This window comes from Streptomyces sp. FIT100 (assembly GCF_024584805.1).
Taxonomy (GTDB): domain Bacteria; phylum Actinomycetota; class Actinomycetes; order Streptomycetales; family Streptomycetaceae; genus Streptomyces.
In genome coordinates, this window is the sequence record NZ_CP075715.1 from 814918 (window position 1) to 831040 (window position 16123).

16 protein-coding genes are annotated in these 16123 nt (G+C 72.3%); 7 read left to right on the plus strand and 9 right to left on the minus strand.

The genetic code is table 11. The features are described 5' to 3' along the window. Positions 1–89: 89 nt before the first annotated feature. Positions 90–962: a DMT family transporter gene (locus tag KK483_RS03420; RefSeq protein ID WP_262003602.1), complete on the plus strand. Its 873-nt coding sequence runs from the start codon at positions 90–92 to the stop codon at positions 960–962. A gap of 23 nt (positions 963–985) precedes the next feature. Here KK483_RS03420 and KK483_RS03425 read toward each other — a convergent pair whose 3' ends face one another. Further along, the gene (locus KK483_RS03425; RefSeq protein WP_262003604.1) at positions 986–1729 is read right to left on the minus strand and encodes a DapH/DapD/GlmU-related protein; all 744 of its coding nucleotides are present in this window, start codon (positions 1727–1729) and stop codon (positions 986–988) included. Positions 1730–1845: 116 nt separating this feature from the next. On the opposite strand from KK483_RS03425, the gene KK483_RS03430 reads away from it, so the two are divergent. Then, positions 1846–3069, plus strand: coding sequence for an aromatic acid exporter family protein (locus tag KK483_RS03430; protein ID WP_262003605.1), 1224 nt, complete (start codon positions 1846–1848; stop codon positions 3067–3069). A 140-nt stretch (positions 3070–3209) separates the two neighbouring features. Here the strand turns inward: KK483_RS03430 and KK483_RS03435 are convergent, their stop codons facing one another. The 4 genes from KK483_RS03435 to KK483_RS03450 form a co-directional block, all read right to left on the minus strand. After that, entirely contained in the window at positions 3210–3383 is a 174-nt protein-coding gene (locus KK483_RS03435; protein ID WP_262003606.1) for a CsbD family protein, read from the minus strand. 106 nt (positions 3384–3489) lie between these two features. Further along, positions 3490–4026: a gamma carbonic anhydrase family protein gene (locus KK483_RS03440; protein WP_262003607.1), complete on the minus strand. Its 537-nt coding sequence runs from the start codon at positions 4024–4026 to the stop codon at positions 3490–3492. 93 nt (positions 4027–4119) lie between these two features. Then, a complete protein-coding gene (locus tag KK483_RS03445) occupies positions 4120–4812 on the minus strand; it encodes a DedA family protein (RefSeq protein WP_262003608.1) in 693 nt (230 codons plus the stop codon). 221 nt (positions 4813–5033) lie between these two features. Continuing rightward, positions 5034–5486, minus strand: a complete 453-nt coding sequence (locus KK483_RS03450) for a DUF4442 domain-containing protein (protein ID WP_262003610.1) — start codon at positions 5484–5486, stop codon at positions 5034–5036. Positions 5487–5577: 91 nt separating this feature from the next. Between KK483_RS03450 and KK483_RS03455 the strand changes: the two genes are divergently transcribed. Beyond that, positions 5578–6675 carry a hypothetical protein gene (locus KK483_RS03455; protein WP_262003611.1) on the plus strand — a complete coding sequence of 366 codons (1098 nt, stop codon included), beginning with the start codon at positions 5578–5580 and terminating at the stop codon, positions 6673–6675. A 48-nt stretch (positions 6676–6723) separates the two neighbouring features. Then, entirely contained in the window at positions 6724–8079 is a 1356-nt protein-coding gene (locus tag KK483_RS03460; protein ID WP_399013198.1) for an MFS transporter, read from the plus strand. Here KK483_RS03460 and KK483_RS03465 read toward each other — a convergent pair. From KK483_RS03465 to KK483_RS03480, 4 genes are all read right to left on the minus strand, one after another. Further along, positions 8041–8886 (minus strand): spermidine synthase, encoded by an 846-nt coding sequence (locus tag KK483_RS03465; RefSeq protein WP_262003613.1) that lies wholly within the window; start codon positions 8884–8886, stop codon positions 8041–8043. The genes KK483_RS03460 and KK483_RS03465 overlap by 39 nt on opposite strands. 85 nt (positions 8887–8971) lie before the next feature. After that, on the minus strand, positions 8972–9841 hold the full coding sequence (locus tag KK483_RS03470; RefSeq protein ID WP_262003615.1) for a patatin-like phospholipase family protein: 870 nt from the start codon (positions 9839–9841) through the stop codon (positions 8972–8974). 73 nt (positions 9842–9914) lie between these two features. Next, positions 9915–11096 (minus strand): elongation factor Tu, encoded by a 1182-nt coding sequence (gene tuf, locus KK483_RS03475; RefSeq protein ID WP_262003616.1) that lies wholly within the window; start codon positions 11094–11096, stop codon positions 9915–9917. 295 nt (positions 11097–11391) lie between these two features. Next, a complete protein-coding gene (locus KK483_RS03480; RefSeq protein ID WP_262003617.1) occupies positions 11392–12123 on the minus strand; it encodes a DNA alkylation repair protein in 732 nt (243 codons plus the stop codon). 49 nt (positions 12124–12172) lie between these two features. Between KK483_RS03480 and KK483_RS03485 the strand changes: the two genes are divergently transcribed. The 3 genes from KK483_RS03485 to KK483_RS03495 all read left to right on the plus strand — a co-directional run bounded on the left by KK483_RS03485 (position 12173) and on the right by KK483_RS03495 (position 16040). Continuing rightward, on the plus strand, positions 12173–12889 hold the full coding sequence (locus tag KK483_RS03485; RefSeq protein WP_262003619.1) for a TVP38/TMEM64 family protein: 717 nt from the start codon (positions 12173–12175) through the stop codon (positions 12887–12889). Positions 12890–13069: 180 nt separating this feature from the next. Next, the gene (locus tag KK483_RS03490) at positions 13070–13942 is read left to right on the plus strand and encodes an undecaprenyl-diphosphate phosphatase (RefSeq protein WP_262003620.1); all 873 of its coding nucleotides are present in this window, start codon (positions 13070–13072) and stop codon (positions 13940–13942) included. Positions 13943–14027: 85 nt separating this feature from the next. After that, positions 14028–16040 (plus strand): APC family permease, encoded by a 2013-nt coding sequence (locus tag KK483_RS03495; RefSeq protein ID WP_262003621.1) that lies wholly within the window; start codon positions 14028–14030, stop codon positions 16038–16040. The last annotated feature ends 83 nt before the right edge of the window (positions 16041–16123 follow it).

Consider the following 16123-nt stretch of genomic DNA (forward strand, 5'->3'; position numbering starts at 1 on the left):
CCGTCCAATATTCTTGATGACATAGTTCAACAGAGTGCACTACGGTGGGATGCACCCCATCGTTCACCAAACTGTACTGCGAGGCCCTCATGACTGCGCTGTTCGCCCTGGCCACCAGCCTCCTGTGGGGGCTGGCCGACTTCGGCGGCGGCCTGCTCACCCGGCGCACGCCCGCGCTGACCGTGGTCGTGGTCTCGCAGTCGATCGCCGTGGTCGTGCTGGGCGCGATCGTGGTCGCCACCGGCGGGTTCGCCGAGGCCGGCCCCCGGCTCTGGTACGCGGTGGCGGCCGGTGTCGTCGGCCCGGTCGCCATGCTGAGCTTCTACAAGGCCCTGGCGCTCGGCCCGATGGGCGTGGTGTCGCCGCTCGGCTCGCTGGGCGTGGTCGTACCGGTCTCGGTGGGCCTGCTGCTCGGGGACCGGCCGGGGCTGCTGCAGTTCGCGGGCATCGGTGTGGCCGTGGCCGGTGTGCTCCTGGCGGGCGGGCCCGAGTTGCGCGGGGCGCCCGTGCAGCGCCGGGCGATCCTGCTGACGCTGATCGCCGCCTTCGGTTTCGGATCCGTGATGGCGCTGATCGCCGAGGCGTCGACGAACCTGACCGGGCTCTTCCTGGCGCTGTTCGTGCAGCGGGTCACCAACGTCGCGGTGGGCGGCGGCGCGCTGTACGTGTCGGTGCGGCGCGGCGGCCGGGCGCTGCCGGCGGCCGAGGACGGCGGGGCGCGACTCGTGCTGCGGTCGCTGCCCGCGCTCGGCTTCGTCGGACTCGCCGATGTCGCGGCGAACGGCACGTACGCGATCGCCGCGCAGCACGGCCCGGTGACCGTGGCGGCGGTGCTCGCCTCGCTCTATCCGGTGGTGACGGCGCTGGCGGCGCGGGGCGTGCTCAAGGAGCGGCTGCGGGCGGTGCAGTCGGCCGGCGCCGGCCTGGCCCTGATCGGCACCGTCCTGCTCGCGAGCGGCTGACCCGGTCCGGCCCCCGCGGGCCGTCAGCCCTCGTCCGGCTCCAGAGCGGCGAGGGCCCGGAGGGCTTCCGGGGTGATCCCGTCCGGGAGGGGCACCGGCGTGGGTGTGCGCAGCGGCGGCTGCCAGCCCTCCTGCGCGTCCCAGCGGCGTACGACCTTGGCGGGCGCCCCGGCCACCACCGCGCGGTCGGGCACCTCGCCCCGTACGACCGCGCCCGCGGCGACCACCGCGTTGCGGCCGATCCGGGCGCCGGGGAGGATCACCGCGCCCGTGCCGAGCCAGCAGCCGGGCCCGATCTCGACGGGTGCGGCCCGCGGCCACTGCTTGCCGACGGGCGTGTGCGGGTCGTCGTAACTGTGGTTGGTCGAGGTGATGTAGACGTACGGGCCGCAGTACGTGTCCGAGCCGATGGTCACCGTCGTGTCGGCGATGACATGACTCCCACGCCCGAGGACGACGCCGTCGCCGAGGGTCAGGATCGGGTCGGGCCCCAGGTCGAGATCGGGCATCATGCCCGCGGTCAGCGTGACCTGTTCGCCGATGATGCAGTGGTCGCCGAGCTCGATCCACGGCTCGCCGAACACCGTGCCCTGCGGGAACGCGAGCCGGGTGCCGGTGCCGATCCTGCGGAAGCGCAGCGGCCCCGGCGTCTGTGCCGTGACGGCGCCCCGCTCCTGGACCCAGCGCCAACCGCGGTGGACGGCACGGGAGAGGAGGCGGCGCCGCCAGACGGTCAGCGATGAGAACGTGTTGCTGTTTTCCGGCACCCGGACACGCTAGTCCGCGCACACATGGCCGATGAGAGCGGTGCGCTGTGATGTTCGCCCCACACCGGGCAGTCTGGGTGGAGGACCTCGTACGTACCGACAGAAAAAGGACGAGGGTGAGCGCAGCCACCGAACCACTCCGCGAACTCGTACGGCGCCACCGCGAACCGGCCGTCGTCCAGACGGTGCGATCCACGGCGGCCGCCGTCATCGCCTACGTCGTCGCCCTCCAGCTCAGCAGCGAGCAGCTGCCGCTGACCGCGCCGCTCACCGCCCTGCTGGTCGTGCAGGTGACGCTCTACTCGACGCTCACCAACTCCATCCGCCGGGTGAACGCGGTCGTGGCGGGCGTCCTCATCGCCGTCGCCTTCAGCGTGTGGGTCGGCCTGAGCTGGTGGAGCCTCGGGCTGATCATCCTGGCGTCCCTGGTGATCGGCCGGTTCGTCAAGGTCGGCGAGTACGTGCCCGAGGTGGCGATCAGCGCGATGCTCGTGCTGGGCGTGACACAAGTGGGCTCGACGGCGTGGGACCGGGTGCTGGAGACGTTGATCGGCGCCGTGGTGGGCCTGATGTTCCATTTCCTGTTCGTGCCGCCCGTCTGGGTGAACGACGCGAGCGAGGCGATCACCGACCTCGCGACGAGGATGCGGACGCTGCTCGCGCACATCTCCGGTCAGCTCGGCGAGCACACCCCCGTGGCGCTCGCGGCGGCCCGGCTCCACGAGGCCCGCCGTCTCGACCACGACATCGTGCAGGTCGACGCGGCCCTGCGGCAGGCCGAGGACAGTCTGCGGCTCAACCCCCGGGTCAAGGAGCCGGTGCTCTCGCGCCTGGTGCTGCGCACGGGTCTCGACGCGCTGGAGATCTGCGCGGTGATCCTCCGGGTGTCCTGCCGCACGCTCACCGACCTGGCGAAGACCCGCAGCTCGGGAACGCTCTTCCCGCCCCACGTCACCGCGGCGATGCAGGAGCTCTTCGGCCACCTCTCCGCCGCCATCGGCAGCTTCGCCGAGCTCATCACCAGCCAGGTGTCGGCGAACGCCGAGGAGGCCGAGGCGCGCCTGGCCGAGGAGCTCGCCGCGGGGCGCGCCTGCCGGGACCGGGTCGAGAAGCTGCTGCTGGACGGTCTCCGTGCGGACAAGGAGCACTGGCAGCTCCACGGGGCGCTGCTCGCGGAGGCGGACAGGATCCTGGACGAGCTCGACATCGAGAAGCGCTCCGAGCGACTGATCGAGGAGCTCGACCGGCACTCCAGCGCGCCGCCGCCCGCCCGCCGCTGGCTCGACGACGTGAGGACCAGGGTGCGCGGGAGCTTCCGGCGCGGCGGCGAGCACCGCTGACGGGTCCCTAGCCGCTGACGGGCCCTCGTCTGCCGCTGCCGCTGCCGCAGTGGACTGCGGGAGCGGTACGCACCGAGGCGGCCGTACCCGCCTCGCACGCGGGTACGACCGCCTCGGCCGTACGGGTGAGGACCGGGTGGTTACCGGCCCTGCCGCTTCGTCCGCTCGGCGGCGTTCTCCATGGCCTCCTGGGCCTTGCCCGTCATCTGCTCGCCGCGGCCCTCGGCCTGCATGCGCTTGTCGCCCGTCGCCTTGCCGGCGGTTTCCTTCATCTGACCCTTGGCCTGCTTCGCCTTGGCCTTTGCCTTCGCCATGAGGGTGGTCCCTTCACTGTGGGGGGTGGACTGGCGTATCCACCTTGCGCACATCACCCAGCGTCCGCAATCGGTGACGGTGGGCGCACACCCGGGTGGGCTCCGGTCAGCCGCCGTGCGCCGCCCGGTGCTCCTTCGCCAGCTCCAGGTACATGGCGGCGTTGAGCTTGATGCCCTCGCGCTCCTCGTCGGTCAGCTCGCGCTTGACCTTGGCGGGTACGCCCGCGACCAGCGAGCCGGGCGGCACCCGCATCCCCTGCGGGACGAGCGCCTGCGCCGCGATCAGCGAGCCCGCGCCGATGTGGGCGCCGTTCAGGACGGTGGCGCCCATGCCGACCAGGACGTCGTCCTCGACCGTGCAGCCGTGCAGCACGGCGTTGTGGCCGACCGAGACCCGGGCACCGACGGTCACCGGGAAGCCGGGGTCGACGTGCACGGTGCAGTTGTCCTGGATGTTGCTGTCGGCGCCGAGGACGATCGGGCCGAAGTCGGCGCGCAGCACCGCGTGGTACCAGACACTCGCGCCCGGGCCGATCGTGACGTCGCCGACCACGACGGAGGTGGGTGCGGTGAACGCCTCGGGAGCGATCTGCGGCTCCTTCCCGCCGATCCCCGAGACCAGTGCCCGCTCGCCCTCTGCCATCGCCGACTCCTCGTCACATCGCCACGTCTTCAGGCCGTCACGTATTCAGGCCGCCAGGTCTTCAGGCCGCCAGGTCTTCAGGCCGCCACGGCGTCAATTCCGCGCCGCGCCCGCGTGCACCGTAGGCGATGCTTCGTCGGCGGTTGCGACGGGGGCGCCGTCCGGCTCGCTCCCGGCGCGCGCCGCGGCCTTCTTGGCGCGGTTCTTGATGACGAGCATCGACGTGATCCCGATCAGCACGGCGATGACCAGACCGAGCCAGGAGAAGCGCTTGAGCCATGCCTCGGCGACGACGCCGAGCGAGTAGACGACGGCGGTCGTGCCGCCCGCCCAGAGGATGCCGCCGAAGACGTTGGCGATGAGGAACTTCCAGTACGGCATGCGCAGGACACCGGCGAGCGGCCCGGCGAAGATCCGCAGCAGGGCGACGAACCGGCCGAAGAAGACGGCCCACATGCCCCACTTCTCGAACGACCGCTCGGCCATCGCGATGTTGGCCTCGCTGAAGTGCTTGGGGAACTTCCCGCCGCACCAGGTGAGCAGCGGCCGTCCGCCCTTGCGTCCGATGGCGTAGCCGATCGAGTCGCCGATGATCGCGCCGGCGGTGGCGCAGATGCCCAGCACCCAGGGGTCGATGTCGCCGTGCTGGGAGGCGAGGAGCGCGGAACTGACGAGGACGATCTCGCCCGGCAGCGGGATGCCGAGGCTTTCGAGGCCGATGACCACCCCCACCAGGAGGTAGATGCTGACCGCGGGAACGGTCTCGAGCCACTCCTGGACGTGCAACGCCGGTTCCTCCGTGGTCGTCGGCCGGGCCCCGGTCGCCGGGCCGGCCCTTCGTGCGGATCGCGCCGGCGTCCGCGTGCGCGCGAGCTGCCCGGCGTGCGCCCTGTGGCGCACGCCGGGCAGCCTACCTGGTCGCGCGAGCGGTCCCGCCCGGGCTCGCTCGCGCGGCCGGCCCCGCGACCCGGGCCCGGCGCGGCGCGGCGCCCGGAGGTCCCGTCCGCTCAGCCGTTGGGCCGCAGCGTCCAGACGATGCTCATCTCGCCGGTCACGGCGCCGTCCGCGCGGGTGATCGCGACGTTCACGGGGAACTCGGGGCGCTCGCCCGCGTCCAGCTCCGCGACGACGTCGGCGGCGGGGCGGCCGAGCGTGGCGGTGGCGGTGACCTCGCCCATCGCGAGCTTCCTGTAGCCGATCTCGGCCTTGACGGCGAGCGGCACGGCCCGGCCCAGCTGGTCGCCGAAGGCGGCGAGCACGATCGCGCCGCTCGCGGACTCGGCGAGCGTGAACATCGCTCCGGCGTGCGGTCCGCCGACGTGGTTGTGGTAGTCGGCCTGGTCCGGGAGGCGGACCACGGCACGCTCGGCGGTGGTCTCATCGAACGTGAGGTTGAGGGTCCTGGCCATGGGGACCGTGGCGGCGAGCAGCTCGCCGACGGACTTCTGATCTGCGGTCATGCGCCCGGATGTTACCCGTCGGTAATGACTTTGGCCATCCCTTGGGGGTGGACATGGCAACCGGGGCCGGGCACCTCTATGGTTACTGGCCATGTGGCCAGGACAGCAGCCGCCCGGGGGCGAGCAGAACCCGCAGGACCAGAACCAGAACCCGTACACGCAGCCGGGGTACCAGCAGCCGAATCCGTACGCGCAGCCGGGATACCAGCAGCAGCCCGGGTATCAGCAGCCGCAGCCGGGATACCAGCAGCAGCCCGGATACCCGCAGGCGCAGCCGGGTTACCCGCAGCCGGACCAGAACCCGAACGTGAACCCGTACCAGCAGACCGCGCCGCAGTACTCGGTGCCGGGACCGCCGCAGCCGGGTGGCCCCGGCCCGTCGTCGGACCGGAAGAAGACCGCCGTCGTCGCGGTCGTCGCGGCCCTGGCCGTCGCCGCCGCCGCCGTCATCACCGGCGTCGTGGTGCTGAAGGACGACGACAGGAAGTCGCCCCAGGCGGACGACAAGAACCCCGCCCCGACCGGGAGTTCGTCCGGGACCGCCCCGTCGCCGACCGACAATCCGCGCGACGGTTCGGGGTCGGCGCAGGCGACCATCCCCGGCTGGAAGGTCGTCACCAACCCCAAGCACGGCACGCAGTTCGAGGTGCCGCCGGAGTGGGAGCTGAGCTCGACCGACACGGCCGCCGGGTTCGAGGACGACAAGAAGGGCGACGGCTCGCCGGTGGTGATGTTCACCGCGCCCGCCTTCCTGAAGTCCAAGTGGTGCCTGGACGACACGGACAAGGACGGCCGGCAGGACGAGCACTCGCTCGGCGGCACCGGCACCAAGGGCGGCCAGGGCGCGAAGGACACGGCCTCCACCGCCCGCAGCGAGGCCGCCACCTGGGTCTGGGCCGCGTACGCCCAGAACGACGACAAGAAGAAGATCACCTACCCGCCGGCCAAGCCGTACACCACCAAGTCCGGCTTGTCGGGCCATGTCGCCGTGGCGACCGCGACCAACATCAAGAAGCTCGGCAAGTGCGACACCGACGGCAAGTCGATCGCCTTCACGTTCAAGAACGCGAAGAACGACTTCGCCACCTGGGTGCTCTACACCCGCAAGGGCGTGCCGGACGAGCTGCCGGACACGACCATCCAGCAGATCCTCAGCACGGTGCGGCTGGCGGAGATCCCAGAGAACTGACGCGTATTCGGTTTGGCAGGAAGGGGTGGCGGCAGCGATAGTCCCCGGGTGAACAGTCCCGCCGCCTCCCCCGGACGCCGTACGAAGCACGGCTCGCTCCGCCCGCGCCGCCCGCACCGCCCCGAGTGGGCGGGGCGCAACTACACGCTGCTGACCGCCTCCGCGATCGTCACCAACCTGGGCACGCACGGTGCGCTGATCGCGGCGGCGTTCGCCGTGCTGGAGTCCGGCGGGGACGGTGGCGACGTGGGGCTCGTCGCGGCGGCGCGGACCCTTCCGCTCGTGCTGTTCCTGCTGATCGGCGGGGCGATCGCCGACCGGCTGCCGCGGCACCGGGTGATGGTCGCCGCCAACGCCCTCAACTGCGTCTCACAGGCCGCCTTCGCCGTACTGGTGCTCGCCGGGGACCCGCAGCTGTGGCAGATGATGGTGCTCACCGCCCTCTGCGGCACCGGGCAGGCGTTCTTCAACCCGGCCGCCGAGGGCATGCTGATGTCCAGCGTCAGCGGCGAGCAGGTCAGCCGGGCCTTCGCGCTCTTCCGGATGGCGATGCACGGCGCCGGGATCGGGGGGGCCGCGCTCGGCGGCGCGATGATCGCCGCAATCGGGCCGGGCTGGGTGCTCGCGATCGACGCCGCCGCCTTCGCGGTCGCGGGTGCCCTGCGCGCCTTCCTCGACGTCGGCCACATCCCCGAGCGCGCCCCGGGCGGCGGCCTTCTCGCGGACCTGCGCGACGGCTGGCAGGAGGTCATCGGCCGGCCGTGGCTGTGGTCGATCGTCGCCCAGTTCTCGGTGGTGGTCGCCGTGGTCGGCGCGGCCGATTCCGTGTACGGACCGCTGGTCGCCGAGGAGTCGCTGGGCGGGGCGCGCCCATGGGGCCTGGCGCTCGCGGCGTTCGGCGCGGGCACGCTCGGCGGGGCGCTGCTGATGATGCGCTGGAAGCCGCGGCGGATGCTGCTCGTCGGCACCTTGTGCGTGTTCCCGCTGGCGCTGCCGTCGGCGGCGCTCGCCGTACCGCTGTCCTTCGCTCCGCTGACCGTGATGATGTTCCTCAGCGGGGTCGCGATCGAGGTGTTCGGTGTCGCGTGGATGACCACGCTGCACCAGGAGATCCCGGAGGAGAAACTGTCCCGTGTCTCCGCGTACGACTGGTTCGGCTCCACGGCGATGCTGCCGCTCTCCACGGCGCTCGCCGGGCCTGCGGAGAGCCTGTTCGGCAGGGAGCAGGCGCTGTGGGGCTGCGCGGCGCTGATCGTCCTGGTGACGGCGCTGGTGCTGCTGGTGCCGGACGTACGGAATCTGACCAGGCGCACGGAGACGAAGCGCGTGACCGGGCACGAGGCCGCCGCGGCGCTGGCGGCCGGCTCAGCCGATACCGAAGGCGCCGTCGGGCGGCTCGGGTGACGCCACGGCGTCCGCGTCCCGCACCGGCTGTGCGTCCCCGATGAGGCGGCGCAGTGGGCGGCCGTGCTCGACGCGGGCGGGGAAGGCGTCGGCGGCGGTGCGGCGTGCGAGAGCCGAGGTGTCGATCGCGGCGTGCGAGGCGAGCAGTACGGCGTTGCCGAAGCGCCGGCCGCGCAGCACCGCGGGCTCGGCGATGAGCGCGAGCTCCTCGAACTGCTCGGCGAAGGTGGCCAGCTGGGAGCGGAGGAACGCGAAGGGGGCGCCGTCGGCGAGGTTGGCGGCGTAGACACCGCCGGGGCGCAGGACCCGCTCGGCGGCCCGCGCGTACTCGCGCGACGTGAGGTGCGCGGGCACCCGAGACCCCCCGAACACATCCGCGATCAGCACATCGGCCGAGCCGGGCGTGGCCTGCTCCAGCCAGCGCCGGGCATCGGCGCCGTGCACCGCGATCCCCGCCCCGGGCGGCAGCGGCAACCGCTCCGCCACCAGCGCGAGCAGCCCGTGGTCCGCCTCCACGACGTCCTGCCGTGAGCCGGGACGGGTCGCCGCCACGTACCGGGGCATGGTGAGCGCCCCGCCGCCGAGGTGCAGCACGTCGAGGGGGGCGCCCTCCTCGGCCACGCAGTCGAGCACGTGCCCGAGCCGCGCCGCGTACTCGAACTCCAGGTGCGTCGGATCGTCCAGATCGACGTACGACTGCGGCGCCCCGTCCACGGTCAGCAGCCACCCCTGCGCCCGGTCGATGTCGGGCATGAGCCTGGCGGCGCCGTGATCGACCTCGCGACTGACGGGTATGCGCTTGTCCACCCGCCCATTCTGCGCCCCGCCCGTGCGATGGCCTCCCCGGCCCCCGCACCGCCGGGCCCGGGCCAGGGCCGGGCCACCGGCGCCGTCAGGCCGGCCAGATCGCGCGGACCTCGGGCGCGTGGAGCGGGGCCTGGGCGAGGCCGGCCCGGGCCGAGGGAGCGCGCCGGGAGGGGTCCAGGACGTTGCGGCCGAAGGCCCTTCGTGCCGCGCGGTCCGGGGTGATCAGGACGACGCGGGACCCGGACGCGGTCAGCCGCGCGACCAGGGTCCGGGCCGAGAGCACGGGCCCGCCGCCGACCGCGATGGGCGCGACGACCACGACCGTGCCGTAACCGAGCGCGAGGTCCGCGTTGGTGGAGGACCGCACCCCGCCGTCGATGAAGCGCCGCCCGTCGATGGTGACGGGCGGCCACACGCCGGGCACGGCGCAGCTCGCGCCGACCGCGTCGATCAGCTCCACCCCGCTCTCCCGGTCGAAGGCCCGGAACTCGCCGGTGAGCGCGTCCACCGCGGTGACGACGAGCCGACGTGCCCGCGGCCACTCGTGCGCGAGCAGCCGCTCGGCGAACACGGCGCGCCGCACCTCCTCCGGCTCGGTGGGCGTCGACAGCGCGAGGCGGCCCATCCTCGCCCCGTACGCCTGGGTGTCGCGGGCCCGCACCACACCCCAGAGATAGCGGGCCAGCACGCCCGGCCCCATGCCCGCAGGCACCTCCCCCTCGGGGTCCGCGAGCTGACGTTCGTACAGCTCGGGCAGGCCGACCCGCCCGGAGGTGAGCTGTACGCCGACGACCGAGCCCGCCGACGTACCGACGATCAGATCCGCGCCGGACGGATCGGCGCCGGCCCGGGCGAGCCCGTGCAGCACACCGATCTCCCAGCCGATCCCGGCAAGACCGCCCCCGCCGAGGACCAGTGCCGTCCGGTTCCGTTTCGCGTCGTCCTTGTCCGCCATGGCAGCAGTGTGACGTGTACGGGTCGGGCCCGCCCCCCGCACGCGTGCAAGAGGCGGACCCGTGGTGCGATGCTCAGAGCAACTCGTTCACCGTTCCGGCGCCGACCGTGCGCCCGCCCTCGCGGATGGCGAAGCCGAGCCCGGGCTCCAGCGGCATGTCGCGGCCGAGTTCGACGGTCATCGTGACCGTGTCACCCGGTCGGGCGACCACCGCCCCTCCGAGGTCGACGTCCCCGACGACATCGGCAGTCCGGATGTAGAACTGCGGCCGGTAGCCGGTGCCGATCGGCGTCGACCGGCCGCCCTCGCGGGTGGACAGCACATACACCTGGGCGGTGAAGCGGCGGCTCGGCGTGACGCTGCCCGGCGCCGCGACGACCTGCCCCCGGCGCACGCCGTCGCGCGGCACACCGCGCAGCAGCAGCGCCACGTTGTCCCCGGCCTCGGCGGAGTCCATCGGCTTGCCGAAGGTCTCCAGGCCGGTGACCACGGTCGTCACATCGGCGCCGAGCACCTCCACCCGGTCGCCGACGCGCACGGTGCCGCGCTCGACGGCGCCGGTGACGACCGTGCCGCGGCCGGTGATGGTGAGCACGTTCTCCACCGGCAGCAGGAACGGCGCGTCCGTGTATCGCACCGGCATCGGCACATAGGTGTCCACCGCGTCGAGCAGCGCCTCGATCGAGGACGTCCACCGAGGGTCGCCCTCCAGGGCCTTGAGCCCGGAGACCCGGACGACGGGCGCCGCGTCGCCGCCGTAGCCGTGCGCGGTGAGCAGCTCGCGGACCTCCAGCTCGACGAGGTCGGTGAGCACGGCGTCCTCACCGTCGTCGACGGCGTCGGCCTTGTTCAGGGCGACCACGATGTGGTCGACGCCGACCTGACGGGCCAGCAGGACGTGCTCGGCGGTCTGCGGCATGATCCCGTCGAGCGCGGAGACGACGAGGATCGCCCCGTCGAGCTGCGCGGCGCCGGTGACCATGTTCTTGACGTAGTCGGCGTGGCCGGGCATGTCGACGTGCGCGTAGTGGCGGGTGCCCGTCTCGTACTCGACGTGCGCGATGTTGATGGTGATGCCGCGGGCGGCCTCCTCCGGCGCGCGGTCGATGCGGTCGAACGGCACGAAGGTGCCGCTGCCGCGCTCGCTGAGGACCTTGGTGATGGCGGCGGTGAGGGTGGTCTTGCCGTGGTCGACGTGGCCCATGGTGCCGATGTTGAGGTGCGGCTTGGTGCGCACGTATGCCGTCTTGGGCATGGCTGACGCGGTTCCTTCCCGGAACTCGACGTGTGAACTCCCTGCGGAGGGGGACCCCTGAGCCGGACCGACCCTCCCCCTGCGGGGTCCGCCGGACAATCCGGGGAGGGTCAGCTTCGGGCGCCGTCGAGGGGCGCCGCAGCAGCATCCGTGAGGAGGACGGCAGCCTTCGGCGCGTCCGCGACTGCGGACGGCGCTGCGGGGAAGGCGTGCCGGAACATGCGTCGATGGTCGCCGCCCGAACGGGGCCGCGTCGAATGGTTTTCCGCCCCTCGGTGGTCGCGGGCCGCGACGGTCACAGGTTCTTGAGCGCTTCCCGCACGGAGAGCGGTGCGAGCCGGTCGCGGGCGCCGTCGACGAAGTCCCGTACGGCGTCCGGGTCGGTCTTCGCGTACTCGCGCAGGCTCCAGCCGATCGCCTTGCGGATGAAGAAGTCGGGATGGGGGGCCTGGCGCAGGCAGTGGCGGAAGAGCCGCTCCGCGTCGGTGGCCTGCTTGTAGCGGAGCTGGTGGAGCAGTGCGGAGCGCGCGACCCACAGGTCGTCGTCCTCGATCCACTCGTCCATGACGGGGACGAGCGCGGGATCGGCGGCGACGAGTCCGCCGACGACGTGCGCGGCGAGCGCGTCGACGGTGTCCCACCAGGAGACGGTGGTGACGAGGCGGCGTACGACCGGCAGGAAGCCGGAGGAGCAGCGTCCGGTGTGGCGCCGCAGATAGTCGACGGCGAAGTAGTGGTACTCGCGCTCGGGCAGCTGCCAGCAGCGCAGGGCGACCGCCGCGCAGTCGGTCTCACCGGGGCGGGCGGTGCCCTGGAGGACCGTGCGGGACAGCACGCGTCGTTCGGGTGTGCGGATGCCGAGGAACGGCGCGACGTCCTTCATGTACGCGGCGGCCTCGGCGGCGCGCACCGGGTCGGCCGCGGCGGCGTACGCGCTGGTGAGCCGCTCCATCACGGTGTCGGCGAGGGCGCTGTGGGGGGTCGCCGGGGGCGCGGTGGATGCTGTCCCGGAGCGCGTCATCGGCATGAGGCCCAGATTACGGCGGACGTTCGGATTCGTCGGTTAGTCTCCCGGGATGCTCGAACCCGTCCCCGGGCCGCGCGGCGGCCTCGCTCTGCGCTGCGGCCGCGCCCTGCTCTCACCGTGGGCCCGGCTGGCACTGCTTGTGCTGCTGCTGGCAGCCGGGGCGGGCTCGATGGTGCTGTACGAACCCCACCGGATGCTCGCCTCGGGCTGGCCGCCCCAGGTGAGCGGCGGCGTGGCGGTGGTCGTCTTCGCCGTCGCGTACGGCGTGTGCTCGGCGGCGTTCGTGCCGCGGCCGCTGATGAGCATGGCCGCGGGCGCGCTCTTCGGATCCGCGGCGGGGCTCACCGCCGCGGTCGCCGGGACGGTGATCGGCGCCGGCATCTCGTTCGTCCTCGTCCGGGTGCTCGGCCAGGACGCGCTCCGCCCGCTGCTGCGCGGACGGTGGCTGAAGGCGGCCGACGGCCTGCTGAGCCGGCACGGCTTCCGCTCCATGCTCGCGCTGCGCCTCTTCCCCGGGATCCCGTTCGCGGCGGCCAACTACTGCGGGGCGCTGTCGCAGATGCGGTACGCGCCCTTCCTGCTGGCGACGGGGATCGGGGTGGTGCCGAACACGGCGGCGTACGTGATCGCGGGGAGCACCGCCGCGTCTCCGACATCGCCGGTGTTCCTCGCGGCGACGGGCTTCATCGTGCTGTCCGGCCTGGTCGGGGTGTTCGTGGCCTGGCGCAAACGCCACCGCCTGCGCGGCGCTGCCAGACCCAGGTGACGGCGGAGCCGCGCTGCCGGGACGAGGGGCGGAGGTCCGCGCCGGGCCCGCGCGGCCCGTTGACAACGGCCCGCCGGAGCAACGGAAAACCGCGGACGCTACGCTGCCACGCGGCGGACGCAAGATCGCGGCCCGTCCCGTACGTTCCGACCTGACCAGCACTTGGATGGCTTAGCTTTCATGTCGTGGTTCGAATCATTCATCCTCGGGCTCGTCCAGGGGCTGACGGAATTCCTGCCCATCTCGTCCAGCGCGCATCTGCGCCTGACGGCGGCGTTCGCCGGCTGGCACGACCCGGGGGCCGCCTTCACCGCGATCACCCAGATCGGCACGGAGACCGCCGTACTGATCTACTTCCGCAAGGACATCGCACGGATCGTCTCCGCCTGGTTCCGCTCCCTCACGGACAAGTCGATGCGCGGTGACCACGACGCGCAGATGGGCTGGCTGGTGATCGTCGGCTCGATCCCGATCGGCGTGCTGGGCATCACGCTCAAGGACCAGATCGAGGGCCCCTTCCGCGATCTGCGCCTGATCGCCACGACGCTGATCGTCATGGGCGTCGTGCTCGGCATCGCGGACCGCCTCGCGGCCCGGGACGAGACCGGCGGCAAGCACCGCGCGATCAAGGAGCGCAAGTCGCTCAAGGAGCTGTCCGTCCGGGACGGCCTGATCTACGGCCTCTGCCAGGCGATGGCCCTGATCCCGGGCGTCTCCCGCTCGGGCGCCACGATCAGCGGCGGTCTGCTGATGGGCTACACGCGCGAGGCGGCGGCCCGCTACTCCTTCCTGCTCGCCATCCCGGCCGTGCTCGCCTCCGGGCTCTTCGAACTGAAGGACGCGGGCGAGGGACATGTGTCCTGGGGGCCGACGATCTTCGCGACGATCATCGCCTTCGGCGTCGGATATGCCGTGATCGCCTGGTTCATGAAGTTCATCACGACCAAGAGCTTCATGCCGTTCGTCATCTACCGGATCCTCCTCGGCATCCTGCTCTTCATCCTCGTCGGGACGGACACCCTCAGCCCGCACGCGGGCGAGTCGGCCGGCTGACGCAGGCGCGGCAGACCGGGCGGGAACGGGGCAGCACGGCGCGGCGGGGCGGAGCCGAACAGGGTCCGCCGCATACGCTCGCGCCGTGTTCAACGTCACGGCGCTCCTGAAACGGCTGGTCATCGGGCGCGCACTGCGCAGCGAGGAACTGGGCGAGACCCTGCTGCCCAAGCGGCTGGCGCTGCCCATCTTCGCCTCGGACCCGCTCTCCTCGGTCGCGTACGCGACGCAGGAGATCCTGCTGGTGCTCACGCTCGGCGGGCTGGCCTATCTGCACTTCACGCCCTGGATCGCGACCGCGGTCGTGGCCCTCATGACCGTGGTCGTGCTCTCGTACCGTCAGGTCGTGCACGCCTATCCGAGCGGCGGCGGCTCCTACGAGGTGGCCTCCACCAACCTGGGCCCCTCCGCCGGCCTCGTGGTCGCCTCGGCCCTGCTGGTCGACTACGTGATGACCGTGGCCGTGTCGGTGGCGTCAGGCGTGGACAACATCATCTCGGCGTTCCCCACGCTGGCCGAGTACCGGGTGCTCATGGCGCTCCTCTTCGTGGGTCTGCTCACCGCGATGAACCTGCGCGGGGTGCGCGAGTCGGGACGGGCGTTCGCGGCCCCGACGTACCTGTTCGTCGCAGGCGTGCTCATCATGTGCGCGACCGGGCTGCTCCGCTATCTGCTCGGCGACCCGCCGGTCGCCGCCACGGCCGCGTACGGCATCGCGCCCGTCCCGGCCGACGCGAACCTGGTCGGCCTCGCGCTGCTGCTGCTGGTGCTGCGGGCCTTCTCCAGCGGTTGCACGGCGCTGACGGGAGTCGAGGCGATCTCCAACGGCGTACCGGCCTTCCGCAAACCGAAGTCGAGCAACGCCGCCGCCACCATGGCCGCGATGGGGATCATCGCCGTGACGATGTTCGTCGGCGTCACGACGCTCGCGATCGTCGCGAAGGTGCACATCGCCGCGGACGCCTGCCAGCTGACCGGGCTGCCCGACTGCGAGGACTACACCCAGCGCACGGTCATCGCGCAGCTGGCGGCCGCGGTCTTCGGCGGCGAGCACAGCGTCGGCTTCTACTACATCCAGGCCGCCACCGCGCTTGTGCTGATCCTCGCGGCGAACACCGCCTTCAACGGCTTCCCGCTGCTCGCCTCGATCCTCGCCCACCACCGCTATCTGCCGCGCCAGTTGCACAACCGCGGCGACCGGCTGGCGTTCTCCAACGGCATCCTGGCGCTCGCGGTCGTGGCCGGGCTGCTCCTGTGGGCGTACAAGGCGAACGTCACCAGCCTCATCCACCTCTACATCCTGGGCGTGTTCACCTCCTTCACGCTCTCCCAGACCGGCATGGTCCTGCACTGGAACCGGGAGCTGCGCGCCGAGCGGGACCCGGCCGTGCGCCGGCGCCACCAGACCGCCCGGGTCATCAACGCGACCGGAGCGGTCGTCACCTGCCTGGTCCTGATCATCGTGCTGATCACCAAGTTCACGCAGGGCGCCTGGCTCGCGGTGCTCGCCGCGGTCGTGCTGTGGGTGATGATGCGGGCCATCCGCCGCCACTACGACGCCACCTCGGCCGAACTGGCGGTCACGGACCCGCGCAGCGAACTGGCTCCGCCCTCCCGGGTCCTGGGGATCGTCCTGGTCTCCACCCTGCACAAGCCGACGCTGCGCGCCCTCGCCTACGCCCGCGCCCTCCGGCCGGACCGGCTGGAGGCCCTCACCGTCGCCGTCGACCGCGACGGAGCGGCGGCGCTCCAACGGCAGTGGGACGACTACCGCATCGACGTACCGCTGAAGGTGCTGGACTCCCCGTACCGGGAGATCACCAGTTCGGTCCTGGCCTACGTCCGCTCGGTCAGGCGCGAGAGCCCGCGCGATGTGGTCGCCGTCTTCATCCCGGAGTACGTCGTCGGGCACTGGTGGGAGAACGTGCTGCACAACCAGTCCGCGCTGTGGCTGAAGAGCAGGCTGCTCTTCACCCCCGGGGTGATGGTCACCAGCGTTCCCTGGCAGCTGAGTTCGTCCGCGCACGCCGACCACCCGGCGCCCCGCGCGCCCGGTGCGGTCCGCAGGGGCGAGCCGCTCCCCCGGCAGAAGTCCTGAGGCCCCGGCCGTGTCCGCTGCCGTACCCGTTGCCGTGTCCGCTGCCGTAGCCGGTGCCGTGTCCGCTGCCGTACTCGTTGCCG